Source organism: Ruegeria sp. G2 (assembly GCF_056533505.1).
Window position 1 is genome coordinate 39,197 of the sequence record NZ_JBQFON010000003.1, and the last position, 19,369, is coordinate 58,565.

A 19,369-nucleotide genomic window follows, 5' to 3' on the forward strand; every position below is an offset into this window, starting at 1 on the left:
TCGCTGCGTATTAATCGGTTGTTTGGATTGGGATCAAATGGTTGTCCCATTGGCAATCCTGCCGAGACGAGATTTTGGCGTGCGCGGCATTCAGAGACCCAAAGGCACCGGTACCGGTGGTGAATACCAAACCTTCTGCGCCAGCGCCTAATCCGCAGACGTCCTCAAGCGTGTAGGCATTCATTAAAGCACCGCTCGTCACATCGAAGCGATGTAGCGTGTTGCCTCTGGGGCAGGTTATTGCAACTGAATGTCCATCGGTGGAGAACGCGATGCTGCCAGCATACCCCTGCAAGTCGCTTTGCTGTCTTTCAGGGGCGGAAAGCAGGCGAGGGATTTCGCCAAGTTTGTGCAAGCCCAACAAGGGTGGGTGCTTGGTCTGATTGCCCTGCCATTGCATCGCGAAACCCACAAGACCATCGCCACGCACAGCAAGATGACGGATCGAGTTTTTGTGCTGCGCGCCGGTTAACTCCACTTTTGCCAATACCGAACCCGATATGTCGACATAGGCGAGATTGGGTAACATTGTAGGCAAGTTAAGCTTTGTTCGGCCGGTATCGGGGTGGGTTTCGATACCGCCATTGGCAATAACAAGCATGTCAACGCCGGGCATAAGCCTTATGTCGTGGGGACCAACGCCGCCCGAGGCGAACTCTCCAATCCGAGTAAATTTGTTGGCGTCCCAAACGCCTATGACGCCTTCTGCGGCTTCAAATTTGTTCTCGGTCGTGAAGAACCGTGTGCCATCGGACGAGAATGTTCCGTGCCCGTAGAAGTGGCGGCCATTTGGGGCTGTCAGTCGTTTGATGACGCGGCCGCTTTTGCAATCGATCACAACGGCGAATGTGCCCGGACGGCGTGCAAAGGCGACGGCTTGCGCCTTGGACGGATGGGCAGCCGCAGCATGGCCTCGTGATGGCAGAGGGATCGAGAACAAGATGGCGCCTGCGTTGTCCAGCCCGGAAAGCCGATAGCTGCCATCGGGGAATAGCCCGGCGGCAAGATAAACAGGCGCGCCCACCGATGACCAGCCGGATGCGGGCGTCAGGCTGGCAGCGGCAAGACCTGCAAGGAAATTGCGCCGGTTGGTCAAAGCTCAGTCTCCGTCCAGTGAGTTGAACCCAGCACTGATGCCGAGCGTTGGACCAAGCTCGGTTGAGGCGATCTCGCGAATCTTGTGGATCGATTGTTGCAACGCTTCGACCCGGATGCGGCCCTGCGGTGTGTCGACCTTGGCAAAGACGGGGTCATCCAGCGACTGAGCCCTAGCAATTGCCTGTGCAAAGGCTGTATCAAGATCAGCTGCGATTTCGGGGTGGTCAAAGGACAGGCGGGCGGCCAGATCGCGTAGCGCGATCAATGATAGCTCCACATGGCGCAATGATCGCTTTGACCGGCGCGCTTCGGCGCGGTTTGGACGAGGACGTTCGAATGTGCCCAAGGGGCGACCAAGCCGCGTATCAGCGGTGAATTCGAGGCCTGTTGTTAGCGCCCGGTACAGTTCCTGCATCGCCTCATCGTCCGAGCGATAGGGGCTGTTGTCACCCGGTTGGGTCAGATTGGGTGTGAAACTCTGCCAATCGGCGTTCATTGCATCTGCATTCCGATCAATGTCGGTAGCGATGGCGCGGATCAGCGCGCAGCGATAGGCGGCGTTGCCTTGTTCGGCCATGGCTGGATCGTACAGCATTCGTTCAAGCGCCAGAAATCCGCGCCCGGCAATCGACGTTTCGGCATATGCGGCAGGCGACTCGACAGCTGTGTCTTCGTCTTCGATGTGCCGGGACAGGGTTTTTGGTGTGAAACCTTTGGTGTCGGGCCAGAAGGCCATGGCAAAGGCCCGATCATCCGTCTCGGTTGGACCGAACCGCAAATGACTGGCTGAGATCCAGCTATCGAATGCTGCAGAATAGGCTGCACGCAGGGTATCCGATTGTGGCTCACAATCGGCCTGCACGGTGGTGGCCAAGGTGTCAGTCGCATCCGCCAATTGCGCAAAGCGCGGCAGGATATGTGTTTCAGTCACATCCATCAGAATCGGCGCGCGATCCTGCGCATAAGCGCCGAATGGGATCAACAAAGCGGTAAATAGGGTAAGGCTTCGCATCAACTATAGGCTCTCTAGAAATTGGATCAGCGCATCACGGTCAGACTTGGGCATTGATACCACCGTGTCGCGGGCGGTTTGGGCCTCTCCGCCATGCCATAAGACAGCCTCGAGCAGAGAGCGTGCCCGACCGTCGTGCAGGAATTGGGTGTGGCCCGAGACACGTTCTGTCAATCCAATCCCCCACAGCGGCGGAGTACGCCATTCACGGCCCGTGGCGCGGGCCTCGGGGCGGTTATCGGCCAGTCCTTCACCCATGTCGTGCAGCAGCAGGTCAGTGTAGGGCCAGATCAATTGAAAACTGTGTTCGGGTCGGTCGGGCATTCGATGGGTAACATAGGCAGGTGTGTGACAAGAGGCACAGCCAGATGTGTGGAATACTTCTTTGCCGCGCAGAACCTTTGGATCATCAGTTTCACGCCGGGCGGGGACACCCAAATTGCGGCTGTAAAAAGCGACGAGATCCATGCCGATTTGGTCAATCTCAAACCCGCGCACATCAGTGTCACCGTGCGGGGCATCTATGCAGTTGGTCTGCAGCTCGGTGCAATCGCCGAAGGGGGCAGGGTAAAGCGGGCTAGAAATGCCAATATCACCCGCGAAGGCCGCCGATGATTGCTCCATCACCGTAGGCATTCCGGCTTTGTGGCCAAAGCGGCCCATCATCGGTTCGCCAAATTCTAACGACCACACGATGTTCGGTCGTCCCGATATCCCATCGCCATCTTCATCATCAGGATCGGCCCGTGCCAACAGGTCCTCAACCGGGATGGATTCGAGCAATCCCAAGCCGATCATCTGCGGCGCAACTCGGGGGCTGAGCATGGCGTCGGGATGCAATGGGCCATACCCCAAGTCGGCCGCATGGTAGGTCGGGCGGCGAAGCGAAGCAATTTCACCTTCGGACAGCTCGATTGGGACTTCTTCGTATGTGATGCTCAACCGATATTCTGCCGGATGGCCGGCCAGTGCGAAATCCTGCATCTGCCCGCCATAATTCGGGTCGGGCAAGGTGGCGATATAGTCCTCAATCTCGGCAGGAGCATCCTCTGGGTTGCCAGGAATCGAGACCCGTAGAAACATCGAAATGGCGTTGTCATCCGGTCCATTAGGTGTATGGCCGCGCCCATCCTTGATGTGGCACCGCTGGCACGAGCGGGCGTTATAAAGCGGGCCCAACCCATCTGAAGCCAGTGTTGAGGAGGGCGATGAGACCCAGATTTTCTTGAACAATCCATTGCCTACTTTGAAATCCAGTTCCTGTTCGAAACTGATGTTGGCGGAGGGCTGAGAAAACGCATCGGCATCGGTACGAACGCGTACAGTCGCCGCGCCAGCAGATAATTCTTCGAACCGCTGGGGTGCACTGAACTTTTCGGGTGAGGCTGTCACCGCAGCAATCCGCGCACGCTCTTCGTCTGTTCTGGGAATGAAGTTTAGATGTGGGTCCCTTAGCTCGGTCGCGAGGGAGGGGGTGGCCGACAGTGCGGCCACCGATGCCAGGGCGAGCCTACTCGCCCTCGTCCATGGTTGATGCGTTGAGTTGCGCATAGTTGGCTTCGCCAATCCTTTCATAGAGGTCGAGCTGTGTTTCGAGAAAGTCGATATGGTCCTCTTCATCGGACATCAATTTCTCAAACAGAGACATCGACACGTAGTCGCCGGCATCCCGGCAATACTCGCGCGCTTCCTTATAAAGAGCTCTTGCATCAATTTCGGCTGCCAGATCGCATTCAAGAGTTTCCTTGGGTGTCTGGCCGATCCGCAATGGATCAAGTTTTTGCAGGTTGGGGTGACCTTCGAGAAAAATAATACGTTCAATCAGCTTGTCCGCGTGCTCCATCTCTTCGATGGATTCTTCGCGACTTTTCTTAGCCATATGGCCAAGCCCCCAATCTTCCTGCAGGCGATAGTGCAACCAGTACTGGCTAACAGCCGTCAGTTCATGCCGCAGTGATTTGTTTAGATATTCGATAACCTTGGGATCGCCTTTCATGTGACTTCTCCTGTGATGCTCCGGACCGCAATGTTCGAAGCTGCATGGGGACTTCCAGATTATCGTCAGAACGCATTGTGTCTAGGAAAAGAGGCATACATCCGCCGCAATCCGCTGATTTACCAAGGGCATGATAGATCTTGCCAGGGGTGATTATGGTCTGCGGGTCTGCGGTGCGCATCCAGCTGATCGCGGCGCGGATGTCGTGGTCTGAGATATTGGTGCAGTGGCATATAATCATGGCGACTCAGCCTGATTTCGTTATTCTTAGTGAAATAGTTGGTTTATAGTTTTGCGTCCAGTGTCAAGACGCCACACCCATTTCGTAGAAGGGGCAGAGCGCAATTCCATCGCGCCCGGCCATAGCGTTTAATGGAATACCGCGTCAGGATTATCCAGGCTGTCCGAGCCTTCGAACTCGATCTGGTCAAGTTCCAGCAGAGTCACGATACGTTCAATGGTTTTGGTTTGGTCGATCAGTCCATTCACGCCACCCATGATCAGAGCTTCACCGCCTTCGTTGCCGCGCTCCAGCATCTGATCATAAGCAAAACCAGCCTCGGCAGTCGACTTGATGTTGCCCAAAGCTTTCATGGTGCTCGCGAGCTTGGCTTTCATCTCTGCATCCAACGACGGATCGGTTGCGACAACCAGATCGGACAACGATGCACCAGATACCGGAGTGCCATCAATGCGGGTGTAGCTTCCCAGATACACGTTCTGGATGCCCAGACCATCGTAATAGTGGCTGTTATGGGTGTTGTCGGCAAAGCAATCATGCTCTTCTTCGGGATCGTTCAGCATCAGGCCCAAGCGCATGCGTTCACCCGCCTGTTCACCATAGGACAGCGAGCCCATGCCGGTCAGGATTGCACTTACACCGGCAGTCTCGTCTACTGCCAGTGCGGCACGCGCATCACCGCCTTCAGCCCACTGGGCCGTCATCCATTCCAGATCGCTGATCAGCAGATCGGTTGCGGCGCTCAGATACTGGGCCCGACGATCGCAATTACCGCCAGTGCAGCCGTCACCGTCTACATAGTCGGTGTAAGGACGGTTGCCTGCGCCCGCCTCATGACCGTTAAGGTCCTGGCCCCAAAGCAGGAATTCGATGGCGTGATAACCGGTCGCGACGTTTGCTTCGATCCCGTCAGCTTCGTGCAGCGTGTCCGACAACAGGGTCGGAGTGATATCACTGGCGTCGATGGTTTCGCCAGACAGTTCAAAGCTGGGGTTGGCGATGACGTTCAGCACGGCGAACTCGTTCTCATCGCTCGGGCCTCCGTACGACGCGTCCACATAGTCGATCAGGCCTTCGTCCAATGGCCAGGCATTCACTTTGCCTTCCCAGTCGTCGACGATAGCGTTGCCAAAGCGATAAACCTCGGTCTGCTGATAAGGCACGCGCGCGGCGACCCATGCGGCGCGGGCGGCGTTCAGCGTGGCATCAGACGGGTCAGCGATCAGAGCGTTGACGGCAGCTTGCAGCTTCTTCGCGGCAATCAGGCTGTCGTCAAACTTGGCTTCCGCGATGTTGGCATAGGTGCTCAGAATATCTGCTTTAGACGGGGCGTCGGCGACAGCTGCACCTGCGATGCACAACGTAAGGGCGCTGGTCGCAGTGAATAATTTGGTCATTTGGAATTCATTCCTTTTCAACGGGTTCGGTTCCCGTACAGTTACGGGGTGGACGCGGAAATATCTGAGTTAATTAGTCAACAAAGTCAACCTGACTTTTATTGTCGGATATAAAGTCTGAATTTGCTTCCCCATATCTGGTGGGGTTGAAATGCATGTAAGCCAATTGCGCAGGAGGGTAATTAGACTAAAATAATACGAGATTTGTTTGTTTAATGGTGTTTGAGATGAAATGCGCGGCAGTACTGTTAATGCTCTTGCCAACCATACCAATGGCTCAAAAGTTGGCTGCGGTCGAAGCGCATACCCACAGTGTTGGGCGAGTGGCGATATCAATGGATAGTAATGAGTTCACCGTGATTCTTGCGGCCCCGGGCATGGATGTCGTGGGCTTTGAGCACTCAGCAGAAAACGACGAAGAACGGGCAGAAGTTGCGGCCGCGATATCGGATCTCTCAGAACCGTTGAGGTTGTTCAATTTGCCATCAGAAGCTGGATGCGAAACCGCGTCTGCGAATGTGGCCCTTGTTGGGGTTGGTTTTGGGCAAGTGGATGACAAAACCGAAAATCACACCAGGGAACACGCCGAATTTCAAGCGGACTATGTGTTGGAATGCGAGGAAATAGATTTGGTGACGTCGATCCGGTTCACCTATTTTGAATTATTTCCCGACGCTCAGAAACTGGACGTCAGTTTGATTTCGGTCGAAGGCGCCTTCAGCTATACGGTGTATCGCGATCAGCCGGTGCTGACCCTGCAGGACTAGTGTGCGTTAGTTTTGCGTCAGCGCGTTTTTCAAGGCAAAATATGATGCTTTGGGTGTTCGCTCCAACGTTTTGAAATCTACATCGACCAGTCCAAAGCGTTTTTCATACCCCAGCGCCCATTCGTAATTGTCCAGCAACGACCAGACAAAATATCCTTTGATCGGCACACCGTGATCCAAAGCCCGACGCACTTCAGCCAGATGTTGATCCAGATAATCAATTCGATCCTCATCCTGTTGGCGCTCAACGCTCGCCATACCGTTTTCAGTGACATATATCGATAGATCGCCCGTGTAATCGCGTGCAGTTCGGATTAGAAATCGCGAAAGCGCCGCAGGATCAATTTCCCATCCCATCTGTGTTTTGGGCAGCGGGCCTGGAACCTCTTTTAAAGCGGGCCAGGCCGAGTCGGAGTGTGTAATTAGCTTGCGCGTATAGAAATTCAGCCCACACCAATCGACCGGACTGCCGATTGTCTCAAAATCGTCCTGCCAACCTTTGGGTAGGTGCGGTGCTAAACCCTCCAGAACATTCTCGGGGTAGGATTTGTTAAAGACCCCGCTCAAGAAGAACCGGTTGTAGATCCCGTCATATAGGGCCGCCGCAGAACGTGCTTCGGTGCTATCATCGGCAGGTTCCGACCATTCCAGATTGAACACCGCACCCAGATTGGACATGCCCAATTCACGCATAACCTCGATTGCGCGACCATGGGCAAGCAAGACATGATGCATGGCACGGGCGGTAGCGCGGATATCACGCAAGCCAGGGGCATGTTGGCCCTCGAAATGACTGAGCCAGCTTACGCACCAGGGCTCGTTGATGGATGCCACGCTGAACATGCGATCGCCGATACGGCCCATGATGATTTCTGTAAAATCAGCGAACCAATTCGCGATATCTCGGTTTCGCCAGCCGCCTAAGTCAGCAAGCGGCGAGGGGAGTTCCCAGTGATACAGCGTTGCGCAGGGTTTGATGCCGCGTTCAAGTAGGGCGTCAACTAAACGATCATAGAAATCAAGGCCTTGTTGATTGACTGGCCCGCGTCCCTCGGGTAAGATTCGAGCCCAGCTGGTCGAGAAACGATAGCAGTCGAACCCAGCGTCCCGGATCAGATCCAAATCCTGTTCATATCGATTGTAGTGGTCGCAGGCCAAATCGCCGTTTTCAGCGTTTACGACGTTTCCTGGAGTGGCCGCGAAACTGTCCCAATGGGTCTTTCCTGCGCCACCCTGAGCATGACCCTCAATCTGGTAGGCCGACGTTGCAACGCCAAACTGAAAATCTACCGGAAAATCCGAGCGTTTGTGTTTCATTTCACATCCTCTGTGGAGCTGGACCGGTTGAGCTGCCAACAACAAGCTCGGCCTCTAACAGGCGCGTTTTGGGTGGGTCGTTGGGGGCGTTGATCCGTCCAATCAGCATTTCAGCAGCCAACTCTCCGGCATGTCTTACCGAGGACCGCGTGGCGGTGAATATCGGAACATCTATGCCGTTGCGCATGTAGGACAGTTCGTCATCATGCGCGATGACTGAAATATCCCGCCCCATCTTCAGGCCGCGATTTTCCAGGGCCCTCCGGACACCAACGGCTGAGATGATTGACGAGGCAAGAATGGCCGTCGGCGGATCGTCCAGATCCAGCATGTCGCAGGCGGTTTGATGCCCGTAAATTTCTGTCATCTCGGCGCTGCGCAACAGCTCCGGCGCAATCTCAATTCCTGAGTGTTTTAACGCTGAGACGTATCCATTCCGACGGCGCTGAGCAAAGTCCATCTCTTCCAGCCCGTTGATCAGTGCAATGCGCCGGTGGCCGAGATCGATTAAAAATTGTGTCGCCCTCTCGAATGAGCGCTGATTGTTCACGTCGATCCAGTCGTAAGGAACGTCGGCACCCGTAGAACGACCATGTACAATGAACGGCACCCCCATTTGCGACAGGGCGGATATCCGCGGCTCGTTGACTTTGGGGCCTTGAAGCACGACGCCGTCCACGACCCCTCGGTTGAACAGGCTTCGATAGGAGTCTTCGACTGAGGTGTCGGGCGCGTGCGTGAACATCATATCATAGTTATTCTGTGCGTAAGTGCGCGCAGCACCTGCAACAAAATCACCAAATATCGGATTGACCATCTCGTGCTGAGAAGAGAACGGGATCACGTGCCCAATTACCATGGATCGCCCTGTCGCCAGTCCTTTGGCGCGGCTATTTGGGCGGTATCCGTGTTTAGTAGCGGCAGCCTGAACCCGGATACGCGTTTCCTCATTCACTTCGGGATAACCGTTCAGCGCTCGGCTGACGGTTGTCTGTGAAAGACCAAGAATCTCTGAGAGTTTCTTTAGGTTCATAGTATTCAAAGCGCTTTCAAGTTGCGGTCCTATTGTTTTGTTTGGAATTTCAGGTTCCGTCAACCCGTTTTGATATTTGAGCCTAATAACTCAATATTACGGCAACTATTTGCGAGATGTTGACAGACTCGGAATGTTAGCGGATAAAGTGATCTATCCAAAGCGCTTTGAAAACGAATCTTGTTTGCGCCGTAAAGTCTGGGAGGAAAATTCATGAAACGCTCGCTTTATGCAGGTGCGGCAGTGACCGCTCTGCTGGCAGGGACCGCGTGTGCCGAAGACTTGGCCTTTACACCTGGTGAAGGGCCGTTCAACTGGGATAGCTATAAAGCCTGGGCTGAAAGTGCGCCTGATCTGAGCGGTCAGACCGTCACTATCGCTGGTCCTTGGTTGACACCGGAAGATGGTTATTTCAACAACATGACTGCCTATTTCGAGGCGGCGACCGGCGCGGATGTGATCTACACTGGCTCTGACAGTTTCGAGCAGCAGATCGTTATCGATGCCGAAGCGGGCTCCGCCCCGAACATCGCCGTATTCCCTCAGCCCGGACTGGCGGCGATCATGGCCTCCAAAGGACAACTAACGCCTTTGGGTGAAGGCATGGCCAGTTGGGTTGGCGACAACTATGCGGCCGGAAATTCATGGGTTGACCTGGGCACCTATAAAGATGCCGATGGCAATGACCAGATGTACGGCTTCTTCTACAACGTGAACGTCAAGTCTCTGGTTTGGTACAACCCGGAGAACTTCGAGGATGCCGGGTACGAAGTACCAACGACCATGGAGGAACTGAAAGCACTGACCGAACAGATCGTCGCTGACGGTGAGACACCTTGGTGCATTGGTCTAGGATCGGGTGCCGCCACGGGCTGGCCAGCGACTGACTGGGTGGAAGACATGATGCTGCGCACGCAGCCACCTGAAGTTTATGACCAGTGGGTGACAAATGAGATACCGTTTGATGATCCACGCGTGATCGCCGCAATCGAAGAATTTGGCTGGTTTGCACGCGATGACGCGAAGGTTTCTGGTGGGGCAGGGGCCGTGGCCTCGACTGACTTCCGCGACAGCCCCAAAGGCATGTTCTCATCGCCGCCGCAATGCTACATGCACCGTCAGGCCTCCTTCGTTCCGGCCTTTTTCCCCGAAGATGTTGAGTTCGGTCTCGATGCAGACTTCTTCTACATGCCGTCTTTCGCCGACAAAGACTTGGGTAACCCGGTTCTAGGCGGTGGTACGCTGATGGCCGTCAGTGATCCCTCGGATGCGACTAGCGCGTTCATGGAGTTCCTGAAGCAGCCAATCGCGCATGAGGTGATGATGGCGCAAACAGGTTTCCTGACCCCGCATAAAGGCGTTAACACCGAAGCCTACAAGGACGATACTCTGCGTGGTCTGGGTGACATTCTGTTGGGTGCGACGACCTTCCGCTTTGATGGATCTGACCTGATGCCGGGCGCCGTGGGCGCGGGTACATTCTGGACCGGGATGGTCGACTACACCGGAGGTAAATCCGCCGAAGATGTCACCAGCGAAATCCAGTCGTCCTGGGACGCACTCAAGTAAACCACTGAACCTTTGGGCAACCTATCATTCAGGTTGCCCGGAACCCTAGCAAGGGAGAGGACGCCATGAATCCGGCAATTCAGGGCCTGCTAACAATCGTAATCGGTGTGTCGGGATGCGTGGGCTATTTCTATCTGTCCAACCAGTTCTTGGATAAGGTCCTGTTTCCTGCGCGTGGTCCTAATGCGGGGCGTAATATCAACCGCGCGAACATGATCCGGCCCTGGTTGTTCCTGCTTCCCGCGATCCTCGCGCTTGGGGTCTATCTTGCCTATCCGGTATTCGAAACACTGCGCCTTTCGCTGACCGATCGCGTAGCCGGTGGCGGATACGAATGGGCGGGTTTCGATAACTACTCCCAAATGCTCGCCGAGCCCAAATTCTGGGAGGCAATGCGCAACAACATGCTTTGGCTGATTGTTGTGCCTGCGATGTCCACTGCCTTTGGCCTGTTAGTCGCGCAGCTCACGGATCGCATTCGTTGGGGCAATGTCGCTAAGTCGCTGATCTTTATGCCGATGGCGATTTCCTTCGTGGGTGCCTCGGTGATCTGGAAATTGGTCTATGACGCGCGCCCACCCGATCAGGATCAGATCGGCGTTCTGAACGCGATCTATATCTTCTTTGGTGGAACCGAGACGCATACTTGGCTGACGCTTCCATTCTGGAACAATTTTTTCCTGATGATTGTGCTGGTCTGGATTCAAACCGGCTTTGCCATGGTCATCTTGTCTGCTGCCTTGCGCGGTATCCCGGAAGAGACCATTGAGGCCGCCATTTTGGACGGGGCCAACCCGTTTCAGATTTTCTTTAAGATCAAGGTGCCACAGATCAAAACGACGATCATGGTTGTCTGGACCACCATCACCATCGTGGTGCTCAAGGTCTTTGACATCGTCTTTGCCATGACCAACGGCCAGTGGGAGACGCAGGTTCTGGCCAATTACATGTACGACAAGATGTTCCGCGCCAATGACTGGGGCGTGGGGTCGGCATCCGCCATGGTGATCATGTTGCTGGTGACACCGATCCTGATCTGGAACGTGCGCAATGCGCGCAAAGAAATGCAGTAGGAGGTTGGGGATATGAGCGATATTGCAGGAACCCGCCCAGCCCTCAGATGGGTTGTCCACGCTTCGGTCGTGCTGCTTGTGGTGCTTTGGGTATTCCCTACACTGGGTTTGTTGATTTCGTCCTTCAGAACAGGAGATCAAATTGCCAGTAGCGGTTGGTGGCGGGCCCTCTTCCCGTCTGAGCAGAACCTGACTCTGCGCGCGGCTGCACCTGAAACGCAAGTTTTGCAGGATGGTCTCTATGTGATTGAAGGCAATATCTTCGATGGTGAACGGGCCTCGGACATTTCGCGATGGGGTGTGAATTCGCGCGCGATTGATGCCTTTGCTCCGGGTGAAAAAGCCGAGCTGCGTCGCGGTGGGATGATCACGGTTCAGGCCAATGGCGACTATCGCATGGAAAACACCGAAGAGTTTTCGGGTAAGCGCGGCTCCCGGGTCTTTGTGACCACAACTCTGCCACCAGAATTCACCTTCGAGAACTATGCCCATGTTCTGTTCAACGCAAATAGTTCAGACAGTATGGGCAAGGCCTTCTTTAATACTCTGACGGTGACGATCCCGGCGACGATCATCCCGATCCTTGTTGCGGCTTTTGCGGCCTATGCGCTGGCCTGGATGGATTTCCCTGGGCGGGCGCTTCTGATTGCTGCGGTGGTTGGCCTGTTGGTGGTGCCATTGCAATTGGCACTGATCCCTTTGCTGAAGCTGCATCTCAATATCGGCATAGGCAAAGGATATCTGGGTGTCTGGATGGCTCATACCGGGTTCGGGATGCCGCTGGCGATCTATCTGTTGCGGAACTACATGGCCGGGCTGCCGCGTGATCTGATCGAGAACGCGCGGGTCGATGGTGCGACTGAGTTTCAGATATTCACCAAGCTTATCCTGCCGCTCAGCTTCCCGGCACTGGCATCCTTTGCGATCTTCCAGTTCCTGTGGACATGGAACGATCTGCTGGTCGCTAAAGTGTTCCTGATCGATGCCAGCGGCCAGACAACGGTGATGACCAACCGCATCGTCGAGCTCTTGGGCACGCGGGGTGGTAACTGGGAAATCCTGGCCACGGCGGCGTTTGTCTCAATCGCGGTGCCGTTGGCAGTCTTCTTTGCAATGCAGAAATATCTGGTTCGCGGCTTGCTGGCCGGTTCCGTAAAATAAGGGCGTGTGATGAACGTGCAGACTAACGCGACAGCATTTGAAGCAACCAAAGCGGCGTCAGACTGGTGGCGGGGCGGGGTAATCTATCAGATCTATCCGCGCAGCTTTCAGGACAGCAATGGCGACGGGATCGGAGACCTCAAGGGCATCACACAGCGGCTTGGCTATATCGCCTCGCTGGGGGTTGATGCGATCTGGATATCGCCGTTCTTCAAATCTCCGATGAAGGATTTCGGTTATGACGTCAGCGACTACCGCGATGTCGATCCGATGTTCGGCACCATGGCGGATTTCAAAGAACTTTTGGATCAGGCTCATGCGCATGGGCTGAAGGTGATGATCGACCTCGTGCTTTCGCATACGTCGGATCAACACCCATGGTTCAAAGAAAGCCGCGCAAGCCGAGAGAATCCGCAATCCGATTGGTATGTCTGGGCTGATCCCAAGCCGGACGGGACACCTCCGAATAACTGGCTTTCGATCTTTGGTGGCTCGGCGTGGCAGTGGGATGCCCGGCGGTTGCAGTATTATCTGCACAACTTCCTCACGTCACAGCCCGATCTGAACTTCCATTGCAAGGATGTTCAGGATGCCCTGCTGGATGTCGCTCGGTTCTGGTTGGATTTGGGAGTCGATGGGTTTCGTCTGGACACGATCAACTTCTATTTCCACGATGCCCAGCTGCGCGACAATCCCGGCCTGCCGATGGATCAACGCAACGCGTCAATTGCCCCGATGGTGAACCCGTATAACCATCAGGACCACCTCTATTCCAAAAGCCAGCCCGAGAATATCGCCTTCCTAGAACGGCTGCGCGCCCTGACTGACGAATATGAAGGCCGCGCCTGTCTGGGTGAGGTCGGTGACGCACAGCGCGGGTTGGAGATCATGGGGGAATACACCAGTGGTGATAAGCGGATGCACATGTGCTATGCCTTCGAATTCCTTGAAAAGCGGGCTTTGACGGCAGCTTACGCAAAGCAGGTTTTTGACCAGCTTGAGGACAAGGCAGGTGATGCATGGCCCTGTTGGGCCTTCTCGAACCACGACGTGCAACGCCATGCTTCGCGTTGGGGTTTGGACGATTCAGCTGTCCGGCAGCACGCTGTTCTCATGATGTGCCTGCGTGGCTCGGCCTGCCTGTATCAGGGTGAGGAACTGGGTCTGCCCGAGGCGGATGTTGCGTTCGAGGATTTGCAAGACCCCTATGGCATCGAATTCTGGCCTGAATTCAAAGGCCGTGACGGATGTCGCACACCAATGGTCTGGGCCGCGCAGGACGAACAATCCGGGTTCAGCGCGGGTCGCCCCTGGTTGCCGGTCAGTGCCACTCAAGCTGAGCGGGCGGTGGACCGGTTGGAACAAGACCCGGCGTCGATGCTGCACCACTACCGCCATGCGATTGCTTTGCGCCATTCGCACTCGGCACTGATGTCCGGCAAGCAGACAGGGATGTCACAAATCGGTTCGGTCTTGACCTTCACCCGCGAGGATGAAGCAGAGCAGGTTTTCTGCGCCTTCAATCTGGGTGACGATCCGGTGGACGTGACACTGCCAGAAGGCGACTGGAAAGTAATCGGGGAGATGTTGGGCGGCGTTCGCGGGGAAGGCACGTTGATGCTGAACGCCGCTCAATTCGGTCTATTGGCTCGGGAAAAGAGGTAAACCATGTCGGAACTCAAGCTTACAGATGTGGCCAAATCCTATGGCCCGGTCGATGTTCTGAAGCATATCGATCTCGAGATCGAGCAAGGCGAATTGATTGTCTTCGTTGGCCCATCAGGTTGCGGCAAGTCTACTCTGCTGCGGATGATCGCGGGTCTTGAAAAGATCACGGGCGGAACGCTTGAGATCGAAGGGCAGGTGGTCAATGACGTACCACCCGCACAGCGAGGCATCGCGATGGTGTTCCAGTCCTATGCGCTTTATCCGCATATGACGGTGCGCGAGAACATGGCCTTCGCGCTCAAGATCGCCAAGTTGCCCAGTGCCGAGGTTGATGCCGCAGTGGAGCGTGCGGCGCAGATCTTGCAGCTTGAGCCCTTGCTAGATCGCCTGCCCAAAGCGTTGTCCGGCGGTCAGCGCCAACGCGTAGCTATCGGTCGTGCCATTGTTCGCGATCCGAAGGTCTATCTGTTCGACGAGCCGCTTTCGAACTTGGATGCTGCCCTGCGCGTAGCGACGCGGATCGAGATCGCTCGTCTGAAAGAAGCGATGCCTGACAGCACGATGATCTACGTCACCCACGATCAGGTTGAGGCGATGACGCTCGCCAGCCGCATCGTCGTTCTGGCCAACAAAGGAATTGCGCAGGTTGGTACTCCGCTGGAATTGTATGAGACGCCTGACAATGAATTCGTCGCGCAGTTCATTGGCTCGCCTGCAATGAACCTGTTGCCGGGTACTATCACCTCGACCGGAGAGACGACGACCGTAACACTGGACGACGGCGGTGTTGCGGTCTCATCCATCCAGACAGAGGCAGCGGATGAAGGCAAACAGGTCAATATCGGCGTTCGGCCCGAAGATCTGGAGATGACTGAGGCCGGCGCGATCTACTCAGGTGTTGTGGATTTCACCGAAGCTCTGGGTGAGGTTACATTGCTTTACTTTGCAGCGCCCGGGGGACGAGAGGCAGTGATCGCTAAACTGCCGGGAGTTCAGCGCAATCTGCGAGGGCAAAGCGTATCCGTCACTGCCCCTCCGGAAAAGGTGCACTTGTTCCACAACGGACAATCGATGCGTCGCTAACTGCACGCGGTCGGATGGGGCTTGGCCCAGTCAGGTAAGATTCAATTCGCCTGGCGTGATCGCGACTTAAGATTTGAGTTTGTCTGGTGCTTGAAACCTCGGTTCTCAGCGGCGCATCAAGTTGCCAATTCAACTCCGCGTCCTCACATGCTGGACCGAACGAGCACGATTTCTCTCTCCGGTGCCATTTCGACCGGCCGCTCGACGGATTCAAAGATCAGAGCTGTGATTAGATATTGACCGGACGTGTCAGCGCGCTTTCGCGCATTGGGGTGCGTTGCACTCTAATCTACAGTGACTGAGGACTGGTACACACTGCGTGTCAGGCATAGATTTTGCCCCTAGGTTTCATTGGTTTTCGTGAATTCGTGGCTGGAGTGGCAGGGTCTATTGTCAACATATTGAAATTTAACAATATAAAGGAATTTTGCTCAATTGGCAGTGCTCGTAAGTCGGTTTGAGTCGAGTTTCGTGTCGCACATTTCTGCTTTTGATCACTTTGGTATTTGGTGCCTTGTCGGTCATTCGATGTTTTGCGGGATCGGAGGGAAGCAGGCTGTGGCTGTAACAGTATTTTTCGAAGGCCGAGTGTCTGAGGCGGACATTGCCGTTCCATCCTAAAACAACAATGTGTGTCCGCGACCCATTGATCGAAGTAACGCGAAGTTAGTGCGACAATGAATTGGTCGCGACATACTCAGCTAATACTGCTCGGCTACCACGCTGCCAGATCTTGGTTAGCCACGAGGCAAAGGCGTTGGAAAATTGTGTGCCGCGGTCAAAGTCACCGCTGTACAGACTTTGTTCGAGCCACAGTCCTGGATCGGTTCTGGCAGCCAACGCGGTTTCACATAGATTTTCCCAAAGGGGATCATTCGGGGCGATTTCGGAACCGTCTTCACGAACCCCCGCACACATCCGGCACCAGAATGCTTCGGCCAGCGCAAGCCCGATTACTGAAGAGCCCGATGCAAGTGCATCGCGTAGCGATGGCAGTAGAAATCCCGGATGCCGCGCCGATCCGTCGAACGCGACCCTGCGCGTTGTGTCATGAATCGCTGTGTTTGCAAATCGCCTCTCAACCAACTCAAGGTACTCTTTCGCTGTCGTTTCGGGGACAGCTTCGACATGAGGCAGAATCTCTTCGATCTGAACCGTTCTGAAGAATGCCAGGATGTCCGGATCCTGCATGCAGGATGAAATCGTCGGGACATTCAAAATTTCCCCAACGTTTGCGAGAAGTTGGTGGCCTCCGTTCAAAATGCGGAGTTTCATTGACTCATAGCTGTGAACATTCTGGGTCAGCGTTACCCCGACCTGCTCGAGGGGTGGTCGCCCGGCGCAGAATTCATCCTCGATCACCCATTGACGAAAGTTCTCGTGCGAGACAGGAGCGCGGTCATCCACACCAAGGATGCGGCATTGCGATACCAACTCGTCAGTCGTTGCTGGCACGATGCAATCTACCATCGAGTTGGGGAATGCGCCGTTTTGATCAATCCAGTTGGCCAGATCAGGATCAGACATGCGCGCCAAGCCAACTACGCAGTTCCGCAGGATTGTGCCGTTGCCCTGAAGGTTGTCGCAGCTTAGCGCGGTGAAGGGTTTGAGGCCATTTGCTCGGCGCTGTTTGAGTGCCGCGACTATGGAGCCAAAGGCCGTTCGAGGCAGGTTTGGGTTTGCGGCATCGTAGCGGATATCTTGGTGATCGGTGTTAAGCGCACCGGTGTTGGAGATCAGATAGTACCCGCCTTCGGTAACTGTGAGAGAAACAATACGAACGGCAGGGTCGGCCATCTTCCGGATTAAGGCAACATTACCTGCCTCAATCGGTAAATAGTCAACCATCGGACCAATGACCTCGGCGGATGTCCTTGTAGGGTCTAGCTCAATCAACGTGGTCAGACAGTCCTGAGCCAGCAGACGCTCTCTCATCTCCGCGTCGTAGTTTCGTATGCCGGCCCCGATGATCGCCCAATCATGGGCTTGGCCTTGCTGCATTAACTGGTGAATGTACCACGCTTGATGCGCACGGTGAAAATTGCCAAGCCCGATATGGACGATGCCCGGCCTCAGATCCGACCGCCGATAGGCAGGGTGCCTGACGGTAGCGGGCAGGTCTGCAAGGCTGTCGAGTCGCAGTCGCACCGGAGTTTTTGCATTCGCTGCAGGATCCATCAGCTCATCCAGTTTCCGCCGTCTACATTGTAGGTTTGTGCGACGATGTAATTGGCATCGTCAGAAGCCAGGAAAACCGCCATCCCGGTCAGGTCATCGGCCCGACCCATGCGACCATAAGGGACGGTTGCGGCGACTTCGCGTTTCTTTTGGCCGGGGGGTTTGCCTTCGTGTTTTGCGAAGAACGCATCTACGCCGTCCCAGTGTTCGCCATCGACGACACCGGGGGCAATCGCGTTCACGTTGATACCGTGAGATACCAGGTTCAGCCCCGCCGATTGAGTCAGAGAAATGATTGCCGCCTTACTGGCGCAGTAGATAGCGACCAAAGGTTCACCTCTTCGCCCGGCCTGTGACGCCATATTGATGATCCGGCCTCTGGTCCCTTTTTCAATCATGTGGCGCGCGACGGCTTGCATGGTGAACAAGGTGCCAGCAACGTTGATGTCAAAAACGCGGTTATAATCCATGCGCTCGATCTCAACGATTGGTGCGGCGGTGAAGATGGCTGCATTGTTTATCAAGATATCAATGAGGCCGAAATGGGCAGCTGTTTTTGCCACCGCCTCATCTATGCTCTGCTGGTTGGTCACATCCATCTCGATAGCCAAAGCAGCCTCACCGATCTCAGAAGCTGCGTCTCTCGCGCGCTGGATGTCGATGTCTGCGATGGCAACACGTGCGCCCTCGGTGACGTAAGCTTTGGCAAAGGCCAATCCGATGCCTCGCGCAGCCCCGGTGATCAGGGCGGTTTTGCCAGCCAAGCGTGTCATTCGATCCGCAAGCCTTTCGCGTCGAACCGGTGGATTACGTCAGCCCGCGGTGTCATATGAATGCGATCCCCGTGGCGGAAGCCCACTTCGCCATCTGCACGGACTGTGATTGTCTCAGCCAGGCCGGTCTCGTGGACGTGAAAGAAGGTGTCCGAGCCAAGGTGCTCAGAGACGCTGACCACTCCGGACCATTCACCTCCGGTTTCGGAAACGGTGATGTGTTCAGGACGGATGCCAATGGTCTGGGCATCGTGTTTCGCGGCCTCTTCACCTTCAATGAAGTTCATCTTGGGCGAGCCGATGAACCCTGCAACAAACAGGTTGCGTGGCGTACGGTAAAGCTCCAGAGGGCTGCCGACCTGTTCGATCACACCGGCCTGAAGCACGACGATTTTATCGGCCATGGTCATTGCCTCAACCTGATCGTGGGTCACGTAGATCATCGTGGTCGCCAGGCGTTCGTGAAGTTCGCTGATCTCCAACCGCATGCCAACGCGCAAGGCTGCGTCGAGGTTCGAAAGGGGCTCGTCGAACAGGAATGCTGAGGGCTCACGAACAATGGCACGACCAATGGCGACACGCTGACGCTGCCCACCCGACAGCTGCCCCGGGCGACGATCCAGATAATCGCTCAGATTCAGGACGCTTGCCGCGCCCTTGACACGTTTGTCGATTTCGGCCTGATCCAGCTTGGCCATGCGCAGGGGAAAGGCGATGTTTTTGCGCACCGTCATATGCGGATACAGAGCATAAGACTGGAACACCATGGCCAGACCACGTTTGGCGGGCGGCACGTCTGTTGCATCCGCGCCATCAATGTCGATGGAGCCCGACGTGATATCCTCAAGCCCTGCAATGAGCCGCAGCAGGGTGGACTTGCCGCAACCCGAGGGGCCGACGAAGACGGTGAATTCTCCGTCTTCGATGGTCAAGTCCAGCGGTGGAATGACCTCAACGTCGCCGAAGCTTTTGGTCACTGACTTGAGTTGAATACGTCCCATAA

At 55.4% G+C, this 19,369-nt stretch carries 17 protein-coding genes; 6 read left to right on the forward strand and 11 right to left on the reverse strand.

Features of this window, described 5'->3' with window-relative positions:
- Nucleotides 1–10: 10 nt before the first annotated feature.
- The 6 genes from ACR0DU_RS07245 to ACR0DU_RS07270 all read right to left on the reverse strand — a co-directional run bounded on the left by ACR0DU_RS07245 (nucleotide 11) and on the right by ACR0DU_RS07270 (nucleotide 5,744).
- Nucleotides 11–1,096 carry a DUF1513 domain-containing protein gene (locus ACR0DU_RS07245; protein WP_480457732.1) on the reverse strand — a complete coding sequence of 362 codons (1,086 nt, stop codon included), beginning with the start codon at nucleotides 1,094–1,096 and terminating at the stop codon, nucleotides 11–13.
- 3 nt (nucleotides 1,097–1,099) lie between these two features.
- On the reverse strand, nucleotides 1,100–2,110 hold the full coding sequence (locus ACR0DU_RS07250; protein ID WP_480873335.1) for an imelysin family protein: 1,011 nt from the start codon (nucleotides 2,108–2,110) through the stop codon (nucleotides 1,100–1,102).
- A 3-nt stretch (nucleotides 2,111–2,113) separates the two neighbouring features.
- Complete coding sequence (locus ACR0DU_RS07255; RefSeq protein WP_480873337.1) at nucleotides 2,114–3,604, reverse strand: di-heme oxidoreductase family protein; 1,491 nt, start codon at nucleotides 3,602–3,604, stop codon at nucleotides 2,114–2,116.
- A 16-nt stretch (nucleotides 3,605–3,620) separates the two neighbouring features.
- Complete coding sequence (bfr, locus tag ACR0DU_RS07260; RefSeq protein ID WP_010443342.1) at nucleotides 3,621–4,106, reverse strand: bacterioferritin; 486 nt, start codon at nucleotides 4,104–4,106, stop codon at nucleotides 3,621–3,623.
- The gene (locus ACR0DU_RS07265; protein ID WP_010443341.1) at nucleotides 4,054–4,347 is read right to left on the reverse strand and encodes a (2Fe-2S)-binding protein; all 294 of its coding nucleotides are present in this window, start codon (nucleotides 4,345–4,347) and stop codon (nucleotides 4,054–4,056) included. Before ACR0DU_RS07265 ends, bfr begins: the two co-directional genes overlap by 53 nt.
- Before the next feature lie 128 nt (nucleotides 4,348–4,475).
- Nucleotides 4,476–5,744, reverse strand: coding sequence for an imelysin family protein (locus ACR0DU_RS07270; RefSeq protein ID WP_480873339.1), 1,269 nt, complete (start codon nucleotides 5,742–5,744; stop codon nucleotides 4,476–4,478).
- A gap of 272 nt (nucleotides 5,745–6,016) precedes the next feature.
- On the opposite strand from ACR0DU_RS07270, the gene ACR0DU_RS07275 reads away from it, so the two are divergent.
- A complete protein-coding gene (locus tag ACR0DU_RS07275; protein WP_480873341.1) occupies nucleotides 6,017–6,511 on the forward strand; it encodes a ZrgA family zinc uptake protein in 495 nt (164 codons plus the stop codon).
- A 6-nt stretch (nucleotides 6,512–6,517) separates the two neighbouring features.
- On the opposite strand, the gene ACR0DU_RS07280 is transcribed toward ACR0DU_RS07275, so the two are convergent.
- Nucleotides 6,518–7,828 (reverse strand): GH1 family beta-glucosidase, encoded by a 1,311-nt coding sequence (locus tag ACR0DU_RS07280; protein ID WP_480873343.1) that lies wholly within the window; start codon nucleotides 7,826–7,828, stop codon nucleotides 6,518–6,520.
- A gap of 1 nt (nucleotide 7,829) precedes the next feature.
- Entirely contained in the window at nucleotides 7,830–8,861 is a 1,032-nt protein-coding gene (locus ACR0DU_RS07285) for a LacI family DNA-binding transcriptional regulator (protein ID WP_480873345.1), read from the reverse strand.
- A gap of 213 nt (nucleotides 8,862–9,074) precedes the next feature.
- Here ACR0DU_RS07285 and ACR0DU_RS07290 point away from each other — a divergent pair, with 213 nt between their 5' ends.
- The 5 genes from ACR0DU_RS07290 (at nucleotide 9,075) to ACR0DU_RS07310 (ending at nucleotide 15,415) form a co-directional block, all read left to right on the forward strand.
- Nucleotides 9,075–10,430, forward strand: coding sequence for an ABC transporter substrate-binding protein (locus tag ACR0DU_RS07290; protein ID WP_480873347.1), 1,356 nt, complete (start codon nucleotides 9,075–9,077; stop codon nucleotides 10,428–10,430).
- A gap of 65 nt (nucleotides 10,431–10,495) precedes the next feature.
- The gene (locus ACR0DU_RS07295; RefSeq protein WP_170476810.1) at nucleotides 10,496–11,503 is read left to right on the forward strand and encodes a carbohydrate ABC transporter permease; all 1,008 of its coding nucleotides are present in this window, start codon (nucleotides 10,496–10,498) and stop codon (nucleotides 11,501–11,503) included.
- 12 nt (nucleotides 11,504–11,515) lie between these two features.
- Nucleotides 11,516–12,664 carry a carbohydrate ABC transporter permease gene (locus ACR0DU_RS07300; RefSeq protein WP_480873349.1) on the forward strand — a complete coding sequence of 383 codons (1,149 nt, stop codon included), beginning with the start codon at nucleotides 11,516–11,518 and terminating at the stop codon, nucleotides 12,662–12,664.
- Between the two features lie 9 nt (nucleotides 12,665–12,673).
- On the forward strand, nucleotides 12,674–14,329 hold the full coding sequence (locus tag ACR0DU_RS07305; protein WP_480873350.1) for an alpha-glucosidase: 1,656 nt from the start codon (nucleotides 12,674–12,676) through the stop codon (nucleotides 14,327–14,329).
- A 3-nt stretch (nucleotides 14,330–14,332) separates the two neighbouring features.
- Nucleotides 14,333–15,415, forward strand: a complete 1,083-nt coding sequence (locus tag ACR0DU_RS07310) for an ABC transporter ATP-binding protein (protein ID WP_480457719.1) — start codon at nucleotides 14,333–14,335, stop codon at nucleotides 15,413–15,415.
- A 666-nt stretch (nucleotides 15,416–16,081) separates the two neighbouring features.
- Here ACR0DU_RS07310 and ACR0DU_RS07315 read toward each other — a convergent pair.
- The 3 genes from ACR0DU_RS07315 to ACR0DU_RS07325 are packed head-to-tail and all read right to left on the reverse strand — an operon-like array spanning nucleotide 16,082 to nucleotide 19,367.
- The gene (locus ACR0DU_RS07315; protein ID WP_480873352.1) at nucleotides 16,082–17,593 is read right to left on the reverse strand and encodes a mannitol dehydrogenase family protein; all 1,512 of its coding nucleotides are present in this window, start codon (nucleotides 17,591–17,593) and stop codon (nucleotides 16,082–16,084) included.
- Nucleotides 17,593–18,366: an L-iditol 2-dehydrogenase gene (locus ACR0DU_RS07320; RefSeq protein ID WP_480873354.1), complete on the reverse strand. Its 774-nt coding sequence runs from the start codon at nucleotides 18,364–18,366 to the stop codon at nucleotides 17,593–17,595. The genes ACR0DU_RS07315 and ACR0DU_RS07320 overlap by 1 nt, the downstream gene beginning before the upstream one ends.
- The gene (locus ACR0DU_RS07325; protein WP_480873356.1) at nucleotides 18,363–19,367 is read right to left on the reverse strand and encodes an ABC transporter ATP-binding protein; all 1,005 of its coding nucleotides are present in this window, start codon (nucleotides 19,365–19,367) and stop codon (nucleotides 18,363–18,365) included. Before ACR0DU_RS07325 ends, ACR0DU_RS07320 begins: the two co-directional genes overlap by 4 nt.
- Nucleotides 19,368–19,369 lie beyond the last annotated feature (2 nt).

Coding starts and splice junctions, on each gene's coding strand:
- ACR0DU_RS07280 (WP_480873343.1), bottom strand. CDS start 7,828: ATGAAACACAAACGCTCGGATTTTCCGGTAGATTTTCAGTTTGGCGTT.
- bfr (WP_010443342.1), bottom strand. CDS start 4,106: ATGAAAGGCGATCCCAAGGTTATCGAATATCTAAACAAATCACTGCGG.
- ACR0DU_RS07265 (WP_010443341.1), bottom strand. CDS start 4,347: ATGATTATATGCCACTGCACCAATATCTCAGACCACGACATCCGCGCC.
- ACR0DU_RS07295 (WP_170476810.1), top strand. CDS start 10,496: ATGAATCCGGCAATTCAGGGCCTGCTAACAATCGTAATCGGTGTGTCG.
- ACR0DU_RS07315 (WP_480873352.1), bottom strand. CDS start 17,593: ATGGATCCTGCAGCGAATGCAAAAACTCCGGTGCGACTGCGACTCGAC.
- ACR0DU_RS07275 (WP_480873341.1), top strand. CDS start 6,017: ATGGCTCAAAAGTTGGCTGCGGTCGAAGCGCATACCCACAGTGTTGGG.
- ACR0DU_RS07285 (WP_480873345.1), bottom strand. CDS start 8,861: ATGAACCTAAAGAAACTCTCAGAGATTCTTGGTCTTTCACAGACAACC.
- ACR0DU_RS07320 (WP_480873354.1), bottom strand. CDS start 18,366: ATGACACGCTTGGCTGGCAAAACCGCCCTGATCACCGGGGCTGCGCGA.
- ACR0DU_RS07290 (WP_480873347.1), top strand. CDS start 9,075: ATGAAACGCTCGCTTTATGCAGGTGCGGCAGTGACCGCTCTGCTGGCA.
- ACR0DU_RS07310 (WP_480457719.1), top strand. CDS start 14,333: ATGTCGGAACTCAAGCTTACAGATGTGGCCAAATCCTATGGCCCGGTC.
- ACR0DU_RS07305 (WP_480873350.1), top strand. CDS start 12,674: ATGAACGTGCAGACTAACGCGACAGCATTTGAAGCAACCAAAGCGGCG.
- ACR0DU_RS07270 (WP_480873339.1), bottom strand. CDS start 5,744: ATGACCAAATTATTCACTGCGACCAGCGCCCTTACGTTGTGCATCGCA.
- ACR0DU_RS07300 (WP_480873349.1), top strand. CDS start 11,516: ATGAGCGATATTGCAGGAACCCGCCCAGCCCTCAGATGGGTTGTCCAC.
- ACR0DU_RS07325 (WP_480873356.1), bottom strand. CDS start 19,367: ATGGGACGTATTCAACTCAAGTCAGTGACCAAAAGCTTCGGCGACGTT.
- ACR0DU_RS07250 (WP_480873335.1), bottom strand. CDS start 2,110: ATGCGAAGCCTTACCCTATTTACCGCTTTGTTGATCCCATTCGGCGCT.